This is a genomic window from Chitinophaga agri (assembly GCF_010093065.1).
GTDB lineage: Bacteria > Bacteroidota > Bacteroidia > Chitinophagales > Chitinophagaceae > Chitinophaga > Chitinophaga agri.
The window spans coordinates 3569256-3589094 of record NZ_CP048113.1; the positions used below are offsets into that span (position 1 = coordinate 3569256).

Here is a 19839-nt window from a genome sequence, read left to right on the forward strand (position 1 = left end):
TTATTTTTTACCATTGAAAGTGTAGCCAAGACCAATATTGAAAGTACGTTTCGGTCCCGGTCTGTAAGTAGTGCTATATGTTGTTTTCTCAGCTGTAGTGGCGTAGATCGCATCCGCTGCATTACGACAGTTCACCCAGCAGTCAAACTGTTTCCAGCTGTAACCTGTGCGGAAATTCAGCAGATCATATCCGGCGTAGGTAGCAGTATTCTGCGGGTCCATGTAATAGCTACTGATATGCTGCCATTCTCCGGCAAGGCGGAATCCTTTCAGGCAAGCCGGCTTCCAGGTAAGTTCTGTATTAGTGATCACCTTCGGCGCACCCGACATTTTATTATCCTCATAACTCACGCCTTTTTCCACATACTGATTGAAGAAATGTTCTGCATACTGTCCGCTGCTACGAATCCATAGCGCAGGTAAGATCGCATAGCGCACATTCCATTCAATACCTCTGTGTGTGGTATGTCCCGTGTTCCTGTTTTCATAGGAACCATCATCCAGTTTTACACTGATGATCTCATTCGTACCTTCCATATTATACACGCCGATATCCGCATATCCCTTGTCATCTGCAAATCCGAACCAGCCACCGGCTTCATAGTTGCGGTAAGTAGCCGGTTTCAGTACAGGCACTTTTACCCCCCTGTATAACTCTGAGATATTGGGCGGCGCAAAGCCTACACTGTAATTCACGTACATACCACGATGCTGGCCGAAGTCGTATGTCAGGCCCAGCTTTGGTGTCAGCTTGTTGAAATGATTGGTTTCATCGGGAGCACCGGTGAAGGCAGAAGGGGGCAGATGATTATCAAAATCGTAATCCATCCTGTCATAACGTACTGCGGCTACAAATTTCAGATGACGCAGCAGCTCCATATCAAACTGTGCATAGGCAGCTGTGTTCAGTAAGCCAACGTTGTAGTTGGTCAATACAGAATCTGTCGTCTGGTAACTGCGGAAATAACCTGCGGCATCTTTTGTCACATCGATAAACTCCGCATAATATGTTGCCGGACTATAGTCTGCGCTTACCCCTGCAATGATGGATGCATTTTTCCAGGAGAACTGTTTTTTATGCTGTATGATCAGGCCATAACTATTAAAACTATCATCATTGATCTCGCCTGCCGCCTTCAGCGGATTGGACAATGTCTTCAATGCATAGAAAGGATTCTGTTCAATGGTATTGTTACGGAAGAAGCCTGTTATAGTTGTCCTGTCAGTATTATTCCACGTATGCTCCAGCGTACTTCTGTAACGCAGTGCATTTACCTTACGATAAGAGAACGTCTGGAAATTGCGGTAGTCTTTTGCGTAGAAATGTGCGCTGTCAAGTCCTCCTACCTGGTCGGTGTAGTAGTCGGTCAGTGTCATGGAATTGATCCACTTTGTACGGTCACTGATCTGGTAATCGACTCTCCCGGTCAATGCCAGTTTATGGAAATCACTATGATCCATATAACCATTCCGCTGATCTGCATAATAACCACCTATCGAGATACCTACCTTATTAAAGGTGCTGGATGCATTGAAATCAGCCCGCTTGTATCCACGGTCACTGATCTCCACCTGTGCCCTGGCTGTTGGTTGTAAGGAAGGTGCTACAGTAATAAAATTCACCGCACCACCTACCGCCTCACTACCATAGAGGGAAGAAGCAGGTCCTCTCACTACCTCGATATTGCGCAATGCAGCCATATTGATCTCGATCAGCGCGTTGTGATTGAAATCGCCGGTAGTACGGATGGGAATGCCATCTTCCATGTACAGGAAAAGGCTCTTGTAACCTATTGGCTGACGGATCGCCATGGTATGTTGTTCATTACCCAGGTCGACCATGTATACACCGCTTACCTTATTCAGCAACTGCTCAAGCGATGTTGCTTTGGTATCTCTTATCTCCTGTGTAGAGATGGTACTGATCGCGACAGGTGCATCTGTACGTGACTGTTTATCACGGCTGGTGGTTACAATGATCTCGTTCAGACTGGCAGTGGCAGGCGTCAGTTGTATAATTGCTGATGACTGGGAAGATAAGGTCAGCCTCCGGGTTTGATAACCGACAAAAGAGACTTTCACAGAATCACCGGGATGCGCCTGCTGTAAGGCAAATCGTCCGCGTGCATCAGTCTGGCACCCTTTATCTCCGTGGAGCAACTGCACCGTCACACCTGGCAATACTTCACCTGTCTGCGCATCGGTCACGCTGCCCTGCATCTGTGCGTGTGACTGAATAAATAATAATACGCCCGTTATTATCAGTAATAAATGTTTCATGATCGCAATAAGTTCCTCACCTGCTGATCAGACATAGCGATGCCGGGCAGCTGATGAGACATCACCGCCGGATACGCCAGTGCCCATGATCACAGGCAATAGCTGTTGATTAGTAAATAAGAATGGAATGATAACAGATGAGACATGTGATAGCATACAGCTATTACATCACTCATTGTAAAGTACATCAGATAACATGCCATGACATATGGCATCCAGCATAAATAATAAAATGAACAGAGAAGCGGTTAAGCCTGGGGTGGGTGGAAGATGGATATTAACGGGGTATGGAGTGCAGGATCCTGATAATGTACCAAAAGATCAACAGCAGGAGCGATAGGCGCAAAGTTAAACTCCTGCAACACGTTGATATATGACACTTCATATTTCTCTTTGGCAGTAGTACCATTCTGCTGTTGCTGCTCGTCCTGTTTAAGTTGTTTTCTCAGGTAACATTTACCATTACAGTGCATATCAGGTTTGTCCCTGTTTTCACACAGTACGCTGGCAATGTACGCCTGATCGATCTTGTATTTCACCATAATGATCACCTGGCTGAAGTTTTGCAACAACAGCCCGCATAACACGATTATGGCGAAGAGATATCTCACGCTGCAAAAGTAGCGCAATAGTGAGGCAATTGCAAATGATATATGTCATGAGAATTAAGAATTTGGGAATTAAGACCTGAGTTAGCCATACAACACAAAGGGTCTGATCGCCATGATCAGACCCTTTCTATATTCAGACTCATTTATTCCTAATTTCCCTTACTGTGCGAGCATGAATCTCAACGTCAGTCCTCCTCTTGTATTTGTGATCGGATACGCTGTTGAAATAACCGGTATCGTCTGGCGGCGGTCGTAGAAGAAACGCAGGTTTAAACGATTATTCACTACGTAGTCGATGGATGGAGAGATACCGATCACCTTCTGACCACTGGTAGGTATGACCAGATCAGCATCCAGTCGGTTGTTCACCGTCCGGTCATCACGGAAGCTCATATCCAGCCGGAAGTTCATATCATTCTGTACCTTCTTGCCATCTTTCTCCTGGCCGAGGAATGCAAACTTCACATTACGCAGGCGGTAGCTACCACCCAGTGTCAGCTCGGTAGAGCGGAGCTCAGTCAGCTGGTAGTCGATCAGGCTAAGACTTAATGAACGGCTCTTCTTGAATTCCACACGCAGGTTAAGGCTGCTCACGAACGTTACATCTATACCCAGTAACGGTGCAAACTGTTCCGTCATAGTGATGTTCGGGATCAGGAAGTAAGGGATGTAGTTACCAGATACGGTATCCACAAATCCCGGATAACCTGCCAGACGCGGATCCTCGTACAGCAGTGCAGAGTTATAGGAACTCATACTCAGCGTACCGACATAAGCATGTGTCAGTGATACATTGGTGAAGAGCGATTTGAAAGGTTCCAGTTTTGTCAGACCATTATAAGCCACACGCCAGTTCGGGCGAGGTATATAGTTACTGAACGGATTGCTACGGACATTTGACAGGCCTGCACTTCTCAGTAATCCGATCTTCGAAGGATCTTTACCTGTATATGCTGCTAGGAATGCCGGCACGAGTACATCCTGTGCATAACGGCCGTAACCATAAGCATATAAAGGATCTTTCGGGTTACGGTCAAAGCCGGCATTATAAGGGTTTGCTCCACCCAGACGGTCTGATATGGTCAGACGGTACCGCTGGAAGTCGTTAAATGTCTTTGTCGAACCAGTTATTTTATCAATACCACCGAACAGCGTTTTCACTGCCATATAAGAGATCTCAAATCCACCGGCATCATACGGACTTAAATGCTGGTAACCGGAATCACCGAGGTTCTTGAATAACTCTGTATGCGTCTTGCTGAATGATTTGGTCATGCTCAGGTCAATACGCAGGTCATTGGCAGGCTCCAGTTGCGCCTGTATCTGCCAGCGCTGCGTGAACTGTTGCTGGTATTGAATATTGAATAATGTGTCTGGTGTGATCAGGCCTTTCTTCGCAAAGTTGTCCAGCCACGCTTTATCGGGTTGTTTACCAAACACGAATGGCACACCTGGCTGCCAGCTGGCCCAGTTCATACCCAGCACCTTGGTACTATCGATATAACCTGGTAAGCGGGTATTACCATTTTCAGAGTAATCCAGACTGACACGTTTCAGGGCGAGTAATGGTTTCATCACTGCTTTCAGTATTGGCGATACCTCTACTGATTTTTCCTGTTTGACTGGTTGCTTATTAGGTCCTGTACCGGGTCGGTTATTATTATTCTGCTGCGGTCGTTTCTTCTGCTGCGTACCAGTGATGGCTCGCAGGAAGGCCGATTTACTATATAATTCCGAGAACTTGAACTCCGCCATAACGGTTTTCTGGTTGGAGTTCTCTATTGCATTACCCAGATATCTGGCCAGGAGGGAAGCACCTGTCCAGCGGTAGTCTGTTGAATAACCGATCGCGATGCTTGTCCAGCTAAGCGCAGGTATTTTAGAGGTAGGTAATGTATAGGTCACATTCGCCGTATGATAGTAGTTGGTCGTTCTGCCCAGTTTAAAGAAGTTATTCCACAAACTGTCTTTCTTCTCTTTCGAATTGATACGCCCCTGTGGCTCATCAATACGTGCGTTATTCACCGCGTTAAAGTCGATTGTCAGACTACGGGAGAGATCCCACTTCAGACCGTAGTACCTGTCGAAGGTGAAGTACTTGTTGTAGGTCTCCGGTAACTTATAATTAGAATCATCACCACCAACATTACGGATACGGGTAGCACCGAACTGACGGGTCACGTCTACCCGGAAGCTGATGAGGGATGGTATATAGTTAAAGTTAAAGTCACGGATCAGGTCCAGCCATGGCGTCTTCGCCTTGAACAGCTTTTTGAACGGTGTTATGAACTTACTCTGTCCGGTGAAGGTATAGCCCAGACCACCTCTGTGTTTGGTCAGTTCATCACTTTCAATGATCGGGTTATGGCTGGTAGTCTGTGTAAAGGAATAGCTGATATCAAAGTTTTCGATATCCCACAACCGGTTACGTTTTCTATTCATATTCAGACGACGCACGTTTGTGAAGTTCAGACTCTTGATAGCCGTAAAATCCTGTGCAGCCTTGCGGATTGAGTCACGTTCATAATCACTGCGCGCCATTCTGAGTTTATCTTTCAGTTTGATGTCCAGGTCATACGGATCGTATTCCGGAGAGCTGACAGCTCTTGAATAACCGGCATATACCGGGATGGAGAGGCTGGCTTTCTTCGGCAGGAGTTTACCCAGGTCGAGGTTCGCTGCTGCATCATATTGCAGGTAGTTGTCACGGAAACGTTCATTTACACGCTGGTCAAGATTACCGAAACCAGCAGTGTGCATATTACCCGATACACTGATCGTACCCAGGTCAGCCAGTTGAACGTCCACACGGCCCATACCGGCATAACCACCTTTTTCATCCAGACCGGAGAGACGCAATTCGTTGAACCAAACCTCACCACATCTTTGGAGACCGTCATCTTTCGGGTTTGTCACACCGAGCATGATCGTTCTCACATCACCCAGGTTCGGGTTACCTACTACGCTCATATAGTTACCCAGTTCATCAGGAACAGTATATGGCAGTAATGGGGAACAGGTATCACACTGGTTACGCTGTAGTTTCAGATTGGTCAGTTTGCTCATCAACAGGTTCACATCATTCTTTTCCGGCCATACTTCCATTGGCTGGTTATGGTTCCACTCTGTTACTTTCAGTGGGATCTGATATTCGTAGTAGTTTTCTACGAAGTCGCTACCCATACGGATCACCGCACGCAGTTGTCCGTCTTTCAGAGAGTTCGGATCATTAGAAGGCTCAGCGTGCAGGTACATCTGAATCGTTTTGTACTGACGCAGGTCCATGTTCAGGTTTTTGGTTACACCACGGGTGTCACCATCGGCGAGATCGCACACCTGGATGGACATCGCCTGTTCGTTCAGCTGCAGTACGGTACTGTTGGTGCTGAGCGTGTTCTGACGTACCACGCCCGGAGGCAGTACGTAGTTGACAGGTTTACGGGTAGAGTTTTCTTCAATGTTAACTGCTGAGGTATTGAAGAGGGTATTATCATCATTCGGAACAGGGTCGCCTGCCTGCAGTTTATAATTATACTGACGCCACTGGTTACGGATGAGTTGCAGTTTACCGAAACGTACTACGATCGAATCTTCAAATCCTGTCAGGAACATACGCATGAAACGGATGGACTTGAAGTCTGGGATATTACCTACTTTCTTGTCGAAGTTGTTGATCGGAATTTTGAACTGATACCAGTTTTCCAGTCTGCTCTGACCATTCGCCAGTAAGATATTCCTGGTCACTTTATCCACAATGTAGTTGGTACCTACACCCATTTTCGGACGGAGGTTCACACGGTACTGGAAGTATTCTTCGGTTTCGTTGAGTGTGTTGTCCCTGTTCAGGTCTTCAGACTCGGGTATGTTGGTAGCTGCAGAAGAGTAAATGCTGTTACCGGTAGATACAGGTGAGTTACCTTCCGGATTACTGAAATGCTTATAACGTGAAAGGATGTCTATTCCCTTGTGGTCATAATCGGCATTCCTGTAATGCTTATAGTCATCGTTAGAAGGGTCTCTGGCTGCATCTTTATAAACGTCAGAGTTAATACCGAAGTTAGCCGCCAGTCTGTCCAGGTAAGACCTGCGGAAATTTACCTCATCACCACTCTGCAAACCATCATATCCCACGTCCTGATAACGGCGGATCTCAGGGTCATTGTCAAATGCCTGTGTGATCTGCTGCTGGAATTTAGGGATACGGCCCCAGATAGAAGAGTCAGTCTTATTTAGTTCGGTAGTTGGATTTGGTAAACCGTTCTCGAAGAACTTACGGGAGTCTTTCAGGATATCCTCAGACACGTTACCCAGGTTGAAATACAGTTGACCACCAGGATTCGTAGAATCGACAATGAAAGGGTCCTGGATCCAGAACTCGATGAACTCCACGTTCTGGGTCTGGAAGTCACTGTTATCGATCGCACGCATGATACCCGCCCATTTCTTTCTTGGATTCAGCAGTTTTCCGGCGGCAGTAATACTGTCTCTGCCAGCCGTAAAGTTATATGGACCTCTGTCCTGCGGATAATATGCCAGGTCAAGGGTACTCAGCTGGCTCTGTCCGAAGTCGGTAGAACGATTTGGGAAGATCTCCTGCTGATACACCAAACGGGTACGGGGGTCAGACTGCATTTCCCCATCAATCCCTTCCGGTAACGCAGGCGATTTTGGTATCTGCAAAGTCGGTTCTATAATATACCAGGCCAGTTTTGCCCTGTTGGCCCCATAGCTCAGCTGATCGTTACGGTCAGCCTCAGGGAAGAGGATAGTGCCGGCACTGTCAGACGCATCTTTCGGCGTAGAAGCCAATGCCCAGGCAGTAGCCGGGAACTTCAGGTCGTAACCACTCTGAGAACCTTCAAAGTCATCGATGAAGATCTGTCCCTGGTTGCTACCCGCTGCATTCACCAGTTTACTATGCCCGGGGAATAACTTGGCCACCTCACCGGTGAACATGATATTGGAAGGCGTATTACTCTGGAAGTTAGGCAGTTTATTCAGGAAGCGGGTCAGTCCTTTCCACTGTGAGTTATAGTTTACGTCGAAGCCTACCACCGTGTTCTTGATCGGGTCTTCGCCATAGTTCACTTTTTGGTAGTAAGGTCTTTCACTCATTCTGGCGATCGTCGATCCAAGGGTCAGGTTATCATTGACCACATAGTCAAAGCGGGTACCGAAGTAGTTCCGCACCTGGGTACCAAATGCGGCATTGTTCTCAAACTGCACGTTGATAGCGACACCTGAGTTGAGGATACCTGCGTTGATGATCTTGATACGACCCAGATTATAATCAATAATGTAATCTACATTCTCACGCAGTTGCTGGCCACCGGCAGTTACTGTTACAGATCCCGGCGGAATGTTATAACCACCGAGTGTGATTTCGGAAGAGTTACTTGATTTATAGGAGCCTTTTACGATATACCTGTTCAGCTGCGGGAACTGTTGTGCTACCACTTTGATGGAATCATACAGTACCTTATACATATACTGTCGTTCCAGGGCGGCATTTCCACCGAAGGCTTTCTGAATACCCTGGGCGAATGGTTCCAGTACGGGGAACATGATCCTACCCGTCTGTGAGTTGATCGTATAGCCTTCCACATAGTCAAACACACCATCCGGCTGCGGGTCATTCTGGTTATTCAGTCTGTCCAGGTTAAGGATGGATATCAGTGGAGCACCTTCCCATACCCCCTGTGCATCCGGCAAATAACGTTTATCACTTGGCGCACGGGAATCTGTACCAGGATCTTTATAATATACGTCCAGTTTAAAGTCGGCCCTGTTGATCTGATAAGCGCCTGTAGAATAGACGTTTTTCATCATCAGGTCCCAGATAGGGAGGTTTGGACGGGCGGAAGTAGCTTTCAGCATTTTGAGGAACAGGATACGCTGGTTAGCGCTGTTGTTCTGATCTGGCGGAACATCCTGAGAGAACTCACCCACCTGGTATACACGACCATTGTAGGTATACTGGTAGGCAATAGCTAAAACTTCATCTGCCTGTAGCTGCTGGTTCAGGGAGATGAAGCCGAGTTGTCTGTTGATCGTATATTCAGTGGAATCCAGTTTTCTGGCAAACGTCTTTTCGTATTCCTGTACGGCCTGTAGGCCGAGGCTCTGCAGGCGGCTGACCACCGTTCCCGTATATCGGCTCATGGGGTCAGAAATAATTTTAGCGTAGAGATCGTTCAGCTTGTTATCAGTAAGCCTGGAGTTAGACAATACATTAATGGAGGTATTATAGGGAGCGTATTCACCAAGGTCCATCAAACCGACGATATCCCTGGTATTGGTGGTGGCGCCTGTCTTGTTGGTCACCCACACCTCGATACGGTTCACATAGGCAAGGGAGCGTATCACCGGCAGGTTGCTCATTGCGTAGTTAAAGGTATCGCGGAAGAACTGCCCCATGAGGAAGTGACGGTTATCTTCATACTCGTCAGCCTTGAGGTTGAAGTCCTGTACCTGGGTACCGCCCTTGATCATCATATTCTGTTTCTGCGACTTCTGGTTAGATAGTACGCTGGTAACGGTCAGACGGCCAAACTGCAGCTGGGTCTTGATACCGAACAGGGATTGTACCCCCGAGATGAGCGAGCTACGTAGGGGGAAGCTCACGTTACCGGCTTCTATCTTTTTAATGATCTCATCATCATAGCCGGTATATTCCAGTTTGATCTGGTTTTCGAAGTCGAAGGTGGACTGGGTGTTATAGTTAGTGATCAGTTTCAGTTTGTCCCCTATCTTACCGGTCAGGTTCATATTGATATTCATATCAAATGCGAAACCTCCCGTTTTACGGGCCTGTTCTGTCAGCACGGGGTTTTTGATATTCTGCCCTTCATAACCGAAGGTCAGTTCCAGGCTACCCTGGGGCTTGATATCCACCTTGTTACCACCGAATATCCTGTCAAACAGTTTACTGCCTTTATACAGGTCAGGACCGTTTCCTTTCTGGTTAAGCGATCCGAGGGTACTGGCACGTTTCATCCAGTAATCCTGTTCGCTTTTGGCAGACTGGATCTTATAATACTCATCGAAGCTGAGGTAGGTAGGATTACGGTAGTAGTGGTCGCCTATCTTTTCTGTTACTGTGTATTGTTTTGTTACCGGGTCATAATCAACAGTACGGGATATACCAGCAGGATCCTTCAAATCTATCTGATTCTTAACGGGATCGGTCATACTGGTCCCATGCCTGTCCCGGATAGGGTACTTTAAGGTATCCTTCTTTACGGTATCAGGAGCAGGAGGTATGGTATAATTTTTGTTTGGTTGCCAGTATCTGTTAGTATAGTTGTTATTATAACCCGAACGATTCCTTGCCGCAGTGTCGAAAATAAACAATGAAACAACTCCTATTACTGCAATAGCACCATAATATGTCTTCCTTGACAAGAGAAATAGGTTTTTATAGAGGTCAGGGTAATAAATGTTTATAGACCTTTCAGCGCCTTTTTAATAAGGCCTTCCAGGTCCTGCAATAGTGGTTCAGCTTTTAGCACCTTGTTTATAGCCGTTTCGGCCACATTTCTGGCTATTCCCAAAGTGACTAAAGCATTTAACGCGTCTTCCTGAATTGTATTGTTTGGTGTTACAGATATTTGGTTGCCAATGATCTTTTGTTTCCCGATTTTATCCTTTAATTCCAGAATGACCCTTTTCGCCGTCTTGGCGCCAATACCTTTGATGCTTTCCAGCATCTTTTCATTTTCCATGGCGATCGCCCGCTGAATATCTTCTGGTTGAAGGGAAGATAACATCATCCGGGCTGTGTTTGCGCCTATACCTGAGACACTTATCAGCAGCAGGAACATCTGACGTTCTGCGTCATCAGCGAAACCATATAAAGTATGCGCATCCTCTTTAATATGGAGATAGGTCAGCAGTTTGCAGCTTTCCTGTCCCTGTATGCGGGAGTAGGTATTAAGACTGATCTGCACTTCGTATCCAACCCCTTGTACGTCAATATGTACCATGGCAGGGGATTTATAGGACAGTTTTCCGTTGAGGTAAGCAATCATACAGGAATAGAGTGGTTTCTAATTGTTTGGCAAACCTAGTAAAAATTTAGCAAGAACGGGGCAGTCAGTAACCTTATACTTACATTTACAAATTCTTATGTATTTTTACGGCTCGTTTAAAACATCTATTTTATTAATATGAACAAAATAACGGCCGCTATCACAGCGGTAGGTGGTTATGTACCTGACTACGTGCTCACTAATAAGGAGTTAGAGAAACTGGTAGATACAACAGACGAATGGATCATCACCCGTACAGGGATTACCGAAAGAAGAATTCTGAAGGGAGAACGTAAGGGAACATCTGAGTTATGTGTACCAGTAGCGCAGGAAATATGCCGTAAAAGAGGGATCAGCCCGGAAGAAATAGACTTGCTGATCGTGGCCACCGTTACACCAGACATGGTGTTTCCCGCCACTGCCAACATTGTAACAGATAAAATAGGTGCTAAAAACGCCTTCGGCTTTGATATCAGTGCTGCCTGCTCCGGCTTCCTGTATGCCCTGGACACAGGCGCACGCTTCATCGAAAGCGGCCGTTACAAAAAAGTAATGGTTATCGGCGCTGACAAAATGAGTTCTATTATTGATTATACCGACCGTACCACCTGTATCATCTTTGGTGATGGTGGCGCAGGCGTGCTGCTGGAACCTAACTATGAAGGTCTGGGTGTAATAGACAGCGTGCTGAAAAGTGATGGTCATGGCCGTGAATACCTGCACATGAAAGCAGGTGGTTCCGCACAGCCTGCCAGCATTGAGAGCGTTACCAACAGAGAACACTACGTATACCAGGAAGGTAAAATGGTATTCAAATATGCCGTAGCTAACATGGCGGATGCTGCTGCGCAGATCATGGAGCGTAACAAGCTGACTGCTGACGATATCGCCTGGCTGGTACCTCACCAGGCTAACAAGCGTATCATCGATGCTACCGCACAGCGTATGGGCCTGCCAGAAGAAAAAGTAATGATGAACATTCAGCGTTATGGTAATACCACAGCAGGTACTTTACCACTCTGTCTGTGGGATTACGAAAAGCATCTGAAAAAAGGTGATAACCTGGTACTGGCTGCATTCGGTGGTGGATTCACCTGGGGTGCGAGCTATTTGAAATGGGCATACGATCCTAAATAACCAGGAATTAAAAATCAGAATAATAAAAAAGGACAGGCCTTTCTCTTACGGAAAAGCCTGTCCTTTTATTGTTTTGAATATTATACTTACTGAAGACTTTCCAGCGCCTAATTCACAATTATCCAAATGACGGTAAACTATATCCCAGCTTCAGCTTTCCTTCCACCACATCTGCACTGATCTGGCCTCCCATTTTATCCATAAAGTCTTTACAGATCACCAGTGTCACCGACAGATCGTCTCCTTTTCTGTATTCAAACAAGTGAGCGCCCATATCAGGGGTAAATGCAGGCGCTTCGAACAGGATACTGACTTTTACCAGGTCATCGACCGCTGCACGCACCTGGATAATACCGATTCCCCTGGAAATCACTGTTGCACCATGTAGCAGACTTCTGTTAATGAATAGCAGCATTTCCTGGTCACCAGCCAGGCACAATCCGGACGGTATATCCAACACTACCTGCTGCTGATCTGCCGAATGTGCCACCTGTTCAAATAACAATTTGAGATCGCAGGGCGCCGGGCTATACACGAAGCCTGATAACTGAGACCTGATCCAGCGGAGGATGTTATCAAAGATAACCAGCGTTTTCCGGGAGGACATCACCGCTTCGTCAATGGTCCGTTGCATAGCCGCCTGGTCCATATCCTTGTTCCGAAACAGCGCCGAGACGTTGATAATATCATTCAGCGGCTCCCTGAAATCCCTGGCCAGTATAGCGATCAGTTTATTCTTAAAGTCATCATGTACACTCAGTTGCTGGTTCTTTTCGGAGATCGCATCATTCATTTCCCGTAATAATTCTTCCTGACGACGAAGATTTTTGTACGACCTGTAACGGGCCAGTGTAAAGCCAGCCATCAATAGCAGGCATCCGGCCAGGAAACCTATCAGCTGCAAACGGCTTTTATGTTTCATATTACTATGCGCGATCCTTTGTTCCTGCACCTTGTTGCTCAACTGCCACTCATTGAGCTCCTGCTCTTTCAGGAAGTAATCCAGGTAGTTCATATGATTGCTGGACCTTAGCTTCAGCCGTTGCCTGACTATATCCAGCAGCGCTTTCCCATAATATGCTTTCTTGGCTTCATTATTTCCTTTTGCATAATAACGGTACAGACTGACCACCGTTGGCAACATCACATTCAGGTATCCTGCGCGACTTCCTATTGCGAAGGCCTTCTCTTTGGCAGGTAAAGCATCGGCAGGATATCCATGCTGTTTATATACCTCAATATGGTCCAGCAGATCAATGGCTACTCCGATCAGTCCTTCCTTCAGTGCCTTATCGGCCAGCTCGTTGATACGATGCACTGCCTTTGCCCCTTCTCCGTCCCGCATCCATTCATCGGCTTCAAAAGCCTGGATGTAATAAATATCCCTGCTACCGGGATATTTACGAATGATCTCTTTGGATTTCTCCAGGGCCCATTTCACGGAATCTCTGCGGGTACTGTCTTCTTCATACCGGGAGGCGAAATTGATCAGTACCAGGCTGTAAATAGAATCCTGTGTCAGTGACTGTCCCAGGTTCATAGCCTGATACAGGTACTGGTCAGCTTCAGGCTTCATACCTTCAAAAAAATGGAATACGCTTAGGTTCATCAGCACCTGACACACGTTCGGCTGATCATTCAGTTCACGGTAAAGCAACAGCGCCTTAAATCCATATTCTATAGCCTGCTTCTGATTATCCTTCAATGCATAGAATATACTCAGGTTATTCAGGGCGCCAGCCAGTCCTCTGCTATCATGCAGCCGTGTGGCAATACCACGCGCTTTAACAGCATACCAGAAACAACTGTCGATATTGCTCAGGTGGTACTGCATACCCAGCTGGTTGAGTACATCAGTGTACCGGATACTGTCCGTTTGTTGTAACAGACTGCTCCTTAGCTGGCGGATGACATTGTCCTGTGCATACACTTTCCCGCAGGTCAGCAAACCTGCCAGTAGTATAAAAACGATATGTATGGATCCTTTCTTCAAAATAGTTCTATGACGGCTTATTTACCAATGGTAAAGTGTAGGTAAACGTACTGCCTTTACCCACATTATTAACTCCTCTGATCACACCTCCCATTTTATCCATAAAGTCTTTACAGATGATCAGTGCCAGTCCGGCCCCTCCCTTGTGCTTACTACTACCCTTTTCCCGGTTCCGGTATTCAAACAGGTGCAGCAGCATATCGGGATCAATACCCCGGCCTTCATCGATAAAAGCAATAGTAACATGGTCGCCTGAGATGGTGGAAGTGATCCGCAGTTCGCTACCGGCAGGACTAAATTTGATCGCATTGTGCAACAGGTTACGGTGTACGAACTGTAGCATTTCCTGATCTGCCAGCACCGTCACCTCTTCAGAGATGGCCACTGTCACCCGTATCCTTTTTTCGATACAGTTATCTCTCAGTATTTCCAGCGCATCCTTTACCATGGTGGCTGGTACACATGCTACGGGTGTGTATACAAACCCGCTCAGCTGCGACCTGATCCAGCGCAGGATACTGTCGAATATGTGAAGGGTATGGGCTGACTTGGTTTCCAGTTGCCGGAACAGTGCCGTCGCCTCTTCATAGGAAAGTGAATGATCTTTGAGCAGATTGGTAATATCTATGATGTGATGCAGGGGTACACGGAAGTCATGCGCGATAAGGGATATCAGTTTATTCTTGAAGTCGTCCTGGGTTCGCAGTAATGCATTCTTCTCGCTGATCTCCCGGTTCTTTTCTCCCAGCCGTGCTGCATGCTGGCGGGAACGGCGGTGAGAGCGGTTCACATCGGCTAACAACAGGATGATCAGGATCAGCATAACACTAAGGAAGATAATTACCGCATAGCGGTTACGGCTTTCCATCGCTTTCTTGTCCAGGATCTGTTGCTGATAATCATGTTGGAGCTGTAATGCACGCAGTTTCTTTTCCTGCATGTAATAGTCAATATAATCCAGCTCCCCCTGTGTCTTACTCTGTTCTTCCTTTTCCACAATATCCAGCATCATATTAGCATACAGATGGGCCGAATCTTCATCATGCCTGGCATCATACCATGTATAAAGCTTTGATACAACCGGCAGGGCCAGTTCCCGGAACCCACCGATCATTGCCAGGCGGGCCATTTGCCGCTGGGCAGCCAGTGAGTCCGGCAGGTGATTACGAATGCGGTAGGTAGCCAGGTGGGAATATCCATACATGGCGTGGTAGACGTAGCCTTTTCTTTCGGATTCAGCGATCAGTGAGATCAGGCGGGCGATCCCCTCCGTTACGTCCATTTCAGCATAAATAAGCTCCTGGGCCTGCAACATGCCGGTATAGATCAGCAGTCTTTCATCAGCCGCTTTTACAGCCATACGCCGGGCTGTTGTCAACGCCAGATAAGCCTGTTTTCTGTCTACAAAATCACTACTATGGTGGTTGCGGAGGTCATTGGCGTAGATAAAGTAGTAGTTAGCCAGTAATGTACGCAGGAGCGTGTCATTCTTCAGCCGGGTGCTCATGGACATTGCCCGTTTCATGTAGGTAGCCGCTTCCTGGTACTGTTTTTCAAACTGATAATATACACCCAGGTGCATGCTGGTCTGACATATGCCTGTACTGTCACCCAGCTGCTTATACAAATTCAGTGCATCTGTGTAAAAACGGAAAGATAAGTAGCTGTTATCACGATAAGTATAGTAGCTACCGAGGCCGCGGTAGGCGGCGGCTTCACCTGATTTATAACCTATCCGCTGAGCCACCTCTCTGGCGCGGCAGAGGTAAAAAAAACAGGTATCCAGCTGGCGGTGCTGATACTGTCCCGCCAACTGATTCATGAGGTCGACATACTGCACGCTATCTGTTGTACCTTTTACCGCTGACTTCAGCTGGTGGATGATATTGACTTGTGCGTTTGCCTTATTTTGCCGGATAATGCACCCGGCCAAAACGATCATGAGGCAGATTAATATGTTTTTGTTACCGAAGATGTACAATAAATAAAACAGATGTGGTGGCGCTATCTGCTGATAGCATATTTTTCTTTAGGGCCATTCCTTGCGATCCGACCTTGTCAATAAAAACCGCTGTCACCAACTGCCTCCGCTTACTGCCGAAACGGCTATAGCATCCTTTTGCCGGCTGGAGCGTCATTGTCAGGTCATTTCATGACTTACCTTCTTACAAGTTACAAGATACAGCTATATCTCAAACACTAATCCCCTTCTCTTTAATTCTTCATATTTCTGTTTATCAAAGCGGTATAGGTGTGCGCCTTTCTTTGAGGTTGTTTTATCCTTTTCTTCCAGTTTCTCGAGCACGTCCATTGACAGGATCTTCTTCCGGAAATTACGTTTATCCAGTTCTTTCTGGTAGATCTCTTCATACAGACTACGAAGCTGTGAGAGTGTAAATTTTTCAGGCAGCAGTTCGAATCCGATGGGGTGGAAATGTGCGTTATCTCTCAGTTTTTTCAATGCGTCAGCGATCATCTGACGGTGGTCAAAGATCAGGTCCGGGATCTGATGTAATTCCAGCCAGTGCGCACTAAATTGCTGTGTAGGATTTTGTTCGTGTTCCCGGATACGGATAAGCGCATAATAAGCCATGGAGATAACACGTGCACCCGTATCACGCCCCACATCACCATAACAGGCGAGTTGGTCCATGTAAATATTTTCGAGACCTGTTGTCTGCTTCAATACCCTGGCCGCAGCGTCGTCCATACTTTCGCCGTCCTGGAGGAACCCGCCCATGAGCGACCATTCACCTTGCATGGGGTCTACTTTTCGCTGCATGATCAGCAGCTTGAGCTTACTGTTTTCAAATCCAAAAATGATACAATCTACAGCTACCAGATGTCGAGGTACATTCGCATAAAATGATTGTGCGCTCATTGAAATATAATTGTCTGCCTTTGTGCTGACCAGCGGCCGGGAGGTGTTATTTTTTCCCTCTTGTGAAGGCGCTGTAATCAGTAACGGGAATTTTAGTAATACCGGCCTGCCGTAACAGGGTTACCAGCTGACCGCGATGATACGTGGCATGATTGAACACCTGCATCAGTATTTCTATAACGGTTGATTTACAATATTGTTTCCGGGTGTTGTAATAAGCTACCACGTGATTCAGCCTGGCAGGCTGTACATCTCTGACCCAGTCCGCCAGCTGGGCTGACTGCCTGAGCCAGTGCGTGCAGGCGTCCGCAAAGGAGCCTTTGAAGCCGGTTGCCGGTTTAACGGCCTGTTCTGCCAGTTCTAAACGCTGATACCAGAGACTTTCCGCATCCCACATATGGTAAATGGTCTTACGCAAGGTGCCAAAGCTGCTACCTGTTTCCTGATCCAGCTGTGTATCCGGTAACTTTTTTAATACATCCGCTATCCTATTGTTAGCCCAACGGTTATAAGCTGCATAGCTGAGCAGGATATCCTTCATGGATAAATTTTAGTTTACTATCTTCACCAAAATACCAAAAATATTGCACCTGCCACCAGTTGCAGCCAAATAATCCTCAGGGACCATGGAAAAAATTACTATCAGGGACGTACGAAAAGAGGACTGTCCAAGGATCATGGAGCTTATAATGGAGCTCGCAGCGTATGAAAAAGCACCTGAAGCGGTGACCGTTACACTGGAAGAATTTACAGATGCGGGATTCGGTCCGCATCCGGTCTGGAAAGCATTTGCTGCTGTCAGCACCGATAATGGCCAGGAGACCATTGTGGGTTTCGCACTCTATTATGTTCGGTATTCCACCTGGAAAGGATGCAGGTTATACCTGGAAGACCTGGTGGTTACCGAGAGCTTCCGCGGTAAACGCATCGGTCACATGCTGTTTGAAAGACTGTTTGAGGAAGTGAGGGCGAAAAATTTCAAAGGCATGAACTGGCAGGTATTGGAATGGAATGAACCTGCGATCAACTTCTACAAAAAACATAATGCCTCGTTTGATCCGGAATGGTGGAATGCGGCGATTGACTTTTAACTTAGCGATTAAGCAGCAGGAATTCCTTATACTAAAAGCCGTTCCTATCATACAAAAGCGCTCCCGACCAATGGTCAGGAGCGCTTTTGCTGTATTAGCAGGAATCTGTGTTACTCGATTCCTGGTGCTGACTATCTAGTTGATTCCGTTCACAACAGCATCCTTCTGGATCTTTACTACGAGTCCCTGTAATACCTTACCCGGACCCACTTCTGTGAATGTTGTTGCACCATCAGCCACCATTGCCTGTACGGACTGTGTCCAGCGTACGGCGCCAGTGAGCTGATCGATCAGGTTTTGTTTAATCTCTGCAGGATCATTTACCGCCTTAGCTACCACGTTCTGGTATACAGGGCAGGTTGGCACACTGAAAGTAGTCTTGTCGATAGCTGCTTTCAGTTCCTCTTTGGCAGGCGACATCAGCGGAGAGTGGAATGCACCACCCACTGGCAGTACCAGTGCACGTTTCGCACCAGCCGCCTTCATTCGTTCGCAGGCAACTTCGATACCTTTGACAGAACCGGAAATAACCAGCTGACCAGGGCAGTTGTAGTTAGCGGCAACCACTACTTCTCCGGTCTCTGCACTTACAGCAGCACAGATCTCTTCTACCTTTGCATCATCCAATGCCAGTACAGCGGCCATAGTAGACGGCTGCAATTCACAGGCCTTCTGCATAGCGGTCGCACGGATAAATACCAGGCGTAAAGCATCTTCAAATGTCAATGTACCATTTGCTACCAGGGCGGAAAATTCACCCAGGGAATGGCCTGCTACCATATCTGGCTTTGCTGCCGGCTCTGCACACAGAAAAGCGATCACACTGTGCAGGAACACAGCTGGCTGTGTTACTTTTGTCTGTTTCAGGTCCTCTTCAGTACCGGTAAACATGACATCTGATATACGGAACCCTAATATCTCATTTGCTTTCTCAAAAAGCTCTTTCGCCTTTGGATTGCTATCGTACAGATTCTTGCCCATACCCGGGAACTGAGAACCCTGTCCTGGAAAAACGTAAGCGTGTTTCATCTGATTTGGTTTACAATGACCTGACATCCATATGCATTATTATTAATACATATATCTTGGTAATTGGATTGCAAATATTCATACTCTTTATGATATATCAAAATTCCGGGCTCAAAAGCAGCTATAATTAACACCTGTTCAGTAAATTGCATCGGGATAGCGTGAAAAAATCACCCCCTCTGTCCGCTCCGGTAGACTTACCGGGTACCTTGCCCCACTTATACCTGCACTGTTGACTTATCATCGTAACGAAAAATGCTATTTAAACGGATTTAAATGACTGAGACCATGATAACAGGAAATGATTACAGCATTATTTCAAATAAGGGATTTGACGAGTTCTTTTCGTCTTTTATTAATGATCTGAAGACGATTGATCCACAGCTCATTGCCGAAAAGATCGAGGTGATCGAAGATGAGGTATATGAATATGTGCTGGCCAGAGACCAGGAAACATACGACGACTATGCAGCGCACGGATATGTCTCTACTGCACGTGGTGAGGGCTGCTTCCGCATGCTGGCCAGAAGAGTGAATAACCTGGAGTACAAGATGGAGATTATGAATAAGGCGGAAGAAGAAGTGGAAGAAGCAGTGGATCCTTATCCGGCAGTGCTCATATTACATGATACCTGGAATTATACACTTGTATTCCCGGTAGCTGTTGAAGACAGTCGCTATTGCCGGCTGGTATATGATACAGCCATCAGGGCACTGAAATAATTAACAAGACAATCTATACGAAAAGCGCCCGACTCCCGTCAGGCGCTCTTCATTTTTTATTATA

Annotated in this window: 12 protein-coding genes; 3 read left to right on the forward strand and 9 right to left on the reverse strand. The window is 46.7% G+C overall.

The window, feature by feature from the left end:
• From GWR21_RS14065 to ruvA, 4 genes are all read right to left on the reverse strand, one after another.
• The gene (locus GWR21_RS14065) at window positions 1-2280 is read right to left on the reverse strand and encodes a TonB-dependent receptor (RefSeq protein ID WP_162332361.1); all 2280 of its coding nucleotides are present in this window, start codon (window positions 2278-2280) and stop codon (window positions 1-3) included.
• A gap of 248 nt (window positions 2281-2528) precedes the next feature.
• Window positions 2529-2891, reverse strand: coding sequence for a hypothetical protein (locus GWR21_RS14070; protein WP_162332362.1), 363 nt, complete (start codon window positions 2889-2891; stop codon window positions 2529-2531).
• Window positions 2892-3050: 159 nt separating this feature from the next.
• On the reverse strand, window positions 3051-10295 hold the full coding sequence (gene sov, locus GWR21_RS14075; protein WP_162332363.1) for a T9SS outer membrane translocon Sov/SprA: 7245 nt from the start codon (window positions 10293-10295) through the stop codon (window positions 3051-3053).
• A 38-nt stretch (window positions 10296-10333) separates the two neighbouring features.
• Window positions 10334-10921 (reverse strand): Holliday junction branch migration protein RuvA, encoded by a 588-nt coding sequence (ruvA, locus tag GWR21_RS14080; RefSeq protein ID WP_162332364.1) that lies wholly within the window; start codon window positions 10919-10921, stop codon window positions 10334-10336.
• A gap of 138 nt (window positions 10922-11059) precedes the next feature.
• On the opposite strand from ruvA, the gene GWR21_RS14085 reads away from it, so the two are divergent.
• Window positions 11060-12058: a beta-ketoacyl-ACP synthase III gene (locus GWR21_RS14085; protein WP_162332365.1), complete on the forward strand. Its 999-nt coding sequence runs from the start codon at window positions 11060-11062 to the stop codon at window positions 12056-12058.
• 118 nt (window positions 12059-12176) lie between these two features.
• Here the strand turns inward: GWR21_RS14085 and GWR21_RS14090 are convergent, their stop codons facing one another.
• From GWR21_RS14090 to GWR21_RS14105, 4 genes are all read right to left on the reverse strand, one after another.
• Window positions 12177-14051: a sensor histidine kinase gene (locus GWR21_RS14090; protein WP_162332366.1), complete on the reverse strand. Its 1875-nt coding sequence runs from the start codon at window positions 14049-14051 to the stop codon at window positions 12177-12179.
• A 7-nt stretch (window positions 14052-14058) separates the two neighbouring features.
• Window positions 14059-15993 (reverse strand): ATP-binding protein, encoded by a 1935-nt coding sequence (locus tag GWR21_RS14095; protein WP_162332367.1) that lies wholly within the window; start codon window positions 15991-15993, stop codon window positions 14059-14061.
• 243 nt (window positions 15994-16236) lie between these two features.
• The gene (locus GWR21_RS14100; protein ID WP_162332368.1) at window positions 16237-16932 is read right to left on the reverse strand and encodes an NUDIX hydrolase; all 696 of its coding nucleotides are present in this window, start codon (window positions 16930-16932) and stop codon (window positions 16237-16239) included.
• A gap of 46 nt (window positions 16933-16978) precedes the next feature.
• Window positions 16979-17473 carry a DinB family protein gene (locus GWR21_RS14105; RefSeq protein ID WP_162332369.1) on the reverse strand — a complete coding sequence of 165 codons (495 nt, stop codon included), beginning with the start codon at window positions 17471-17473 and terminating at the stop codon, window positions 16979-16981.
• 85 nt (window positions 17474-17558) lie between these two features.
• Between GWR21_RS14105 and GWR21_RS14110 the strand changes: the two genes are divergently transcribed.
• Complete coding sequence (locus tag GWR21_RS14110; protein WP_162332370.1) at window positions 17559-18023, forward strand: GNAT family N-acetyltransferase; 465 nt, start codon at window positions 17559-17561, stop codon at window positions 18021-18023.
• Window positions 18024-18158: 135 nt separating this feature from the next.
• Here the strand turns inward: GWR21_RS14110 and fabD are convergent, their stop codons facing one another.
• On the reverse strand, window positions 18159-19052 hold the full coding sequence (fabD, locus tag GWR21_RS14115) for an ACP S-malonyltransferase (RefSeq protein WP_162332371.1): 894 nt from the start codon (window positions 19050-19052) through the stop codon (window positions 18159-18161).
• 288 nt (window positions 19053-19340) lie between these two features.
• On the opposite strand from fabD, the gene GWR21_RS14120 reads away from it, so the two are divergent.
• Window positions 19341-19775, forward strand: coding sequence for a hypothetical protein (locus GWR21_RS14120; RefSeq protein WP_162332372.1), 435 nt, complete (start codon window positions 19341-19343; stop codon window positions 19773-19775).
• Window positions 19776-19839 lie beyond the last annotated feature (64 nt).

What these genes read in the sequence shown, in the direction of transcription:
- GWR21_RS14105 (WP_162332369.1), bottom strand. Translation starts at nt 17,473, where the DNA reads ATGAAGGATATCCTGCTCAGCTATGCAGCTTATAACCGTTGGGCTAAC.
- GWR21_RS14065 (WP_162332361.1), bottom strand. Translation starts at nt 2,280, where the DNA reads ATGAAACATTTATTACTGATAATAACGGGCGTATTATTATTTATTCAG.
- fabD (WP_162332371.1), bottom strand. Translation starts at nt 19,052, where the DNA reads ATGAAACACGCTTACGTTTTTCCAGGACAGGGTTCTCAGTTCCCGGGT.
- GWR21_RS14100 (WP_162332368.1), bottom strand. Translation starts at nt 16,932, where the DNA reads ATGAGCGCACAATCATTTTATGCGAATGTACCTCGACATCTGGTAGCT.
- GWR21_RS14095 (WP_162332367.1), bottom strand. Translation starts at nt 15,993, where the DNA reads ATGATCGTTTTGGCCGGGTGCATTATCCGGCAAAATAAGGCAAACGCA.
- GWR21_RS14120 (WP_162332372.1), top strand. Translation starts at nt 19,341, where the DNA reads ATGATAACAGGAAATGATTACAGCATTATTTCAAATAAGGGATTTGAC.
- ruvA (WP_162332364.1), bottom strand. Translation starts at nt 10,921, where the DNA reads ATGATTGCTTACCTCAACGGAAAACTGTCCTATAAATCCCCTGCCATG.
- GWR21_RS14110 (WP_162332370.1), top strand. Translation starts at nt 17,559, where the DNA reads ATGGAAAAAATTACTATCAGGGACGTACGAAAAGAGGACTGTCCAAGG.
- GWR21_RS14085 (WP_162332365.1), top strand. Translation starts at nt 11,060, where the DNA reads ATGAACAAAATAACGGCCGCTATCACAGCGGTAGGTGGTTATGTACCT.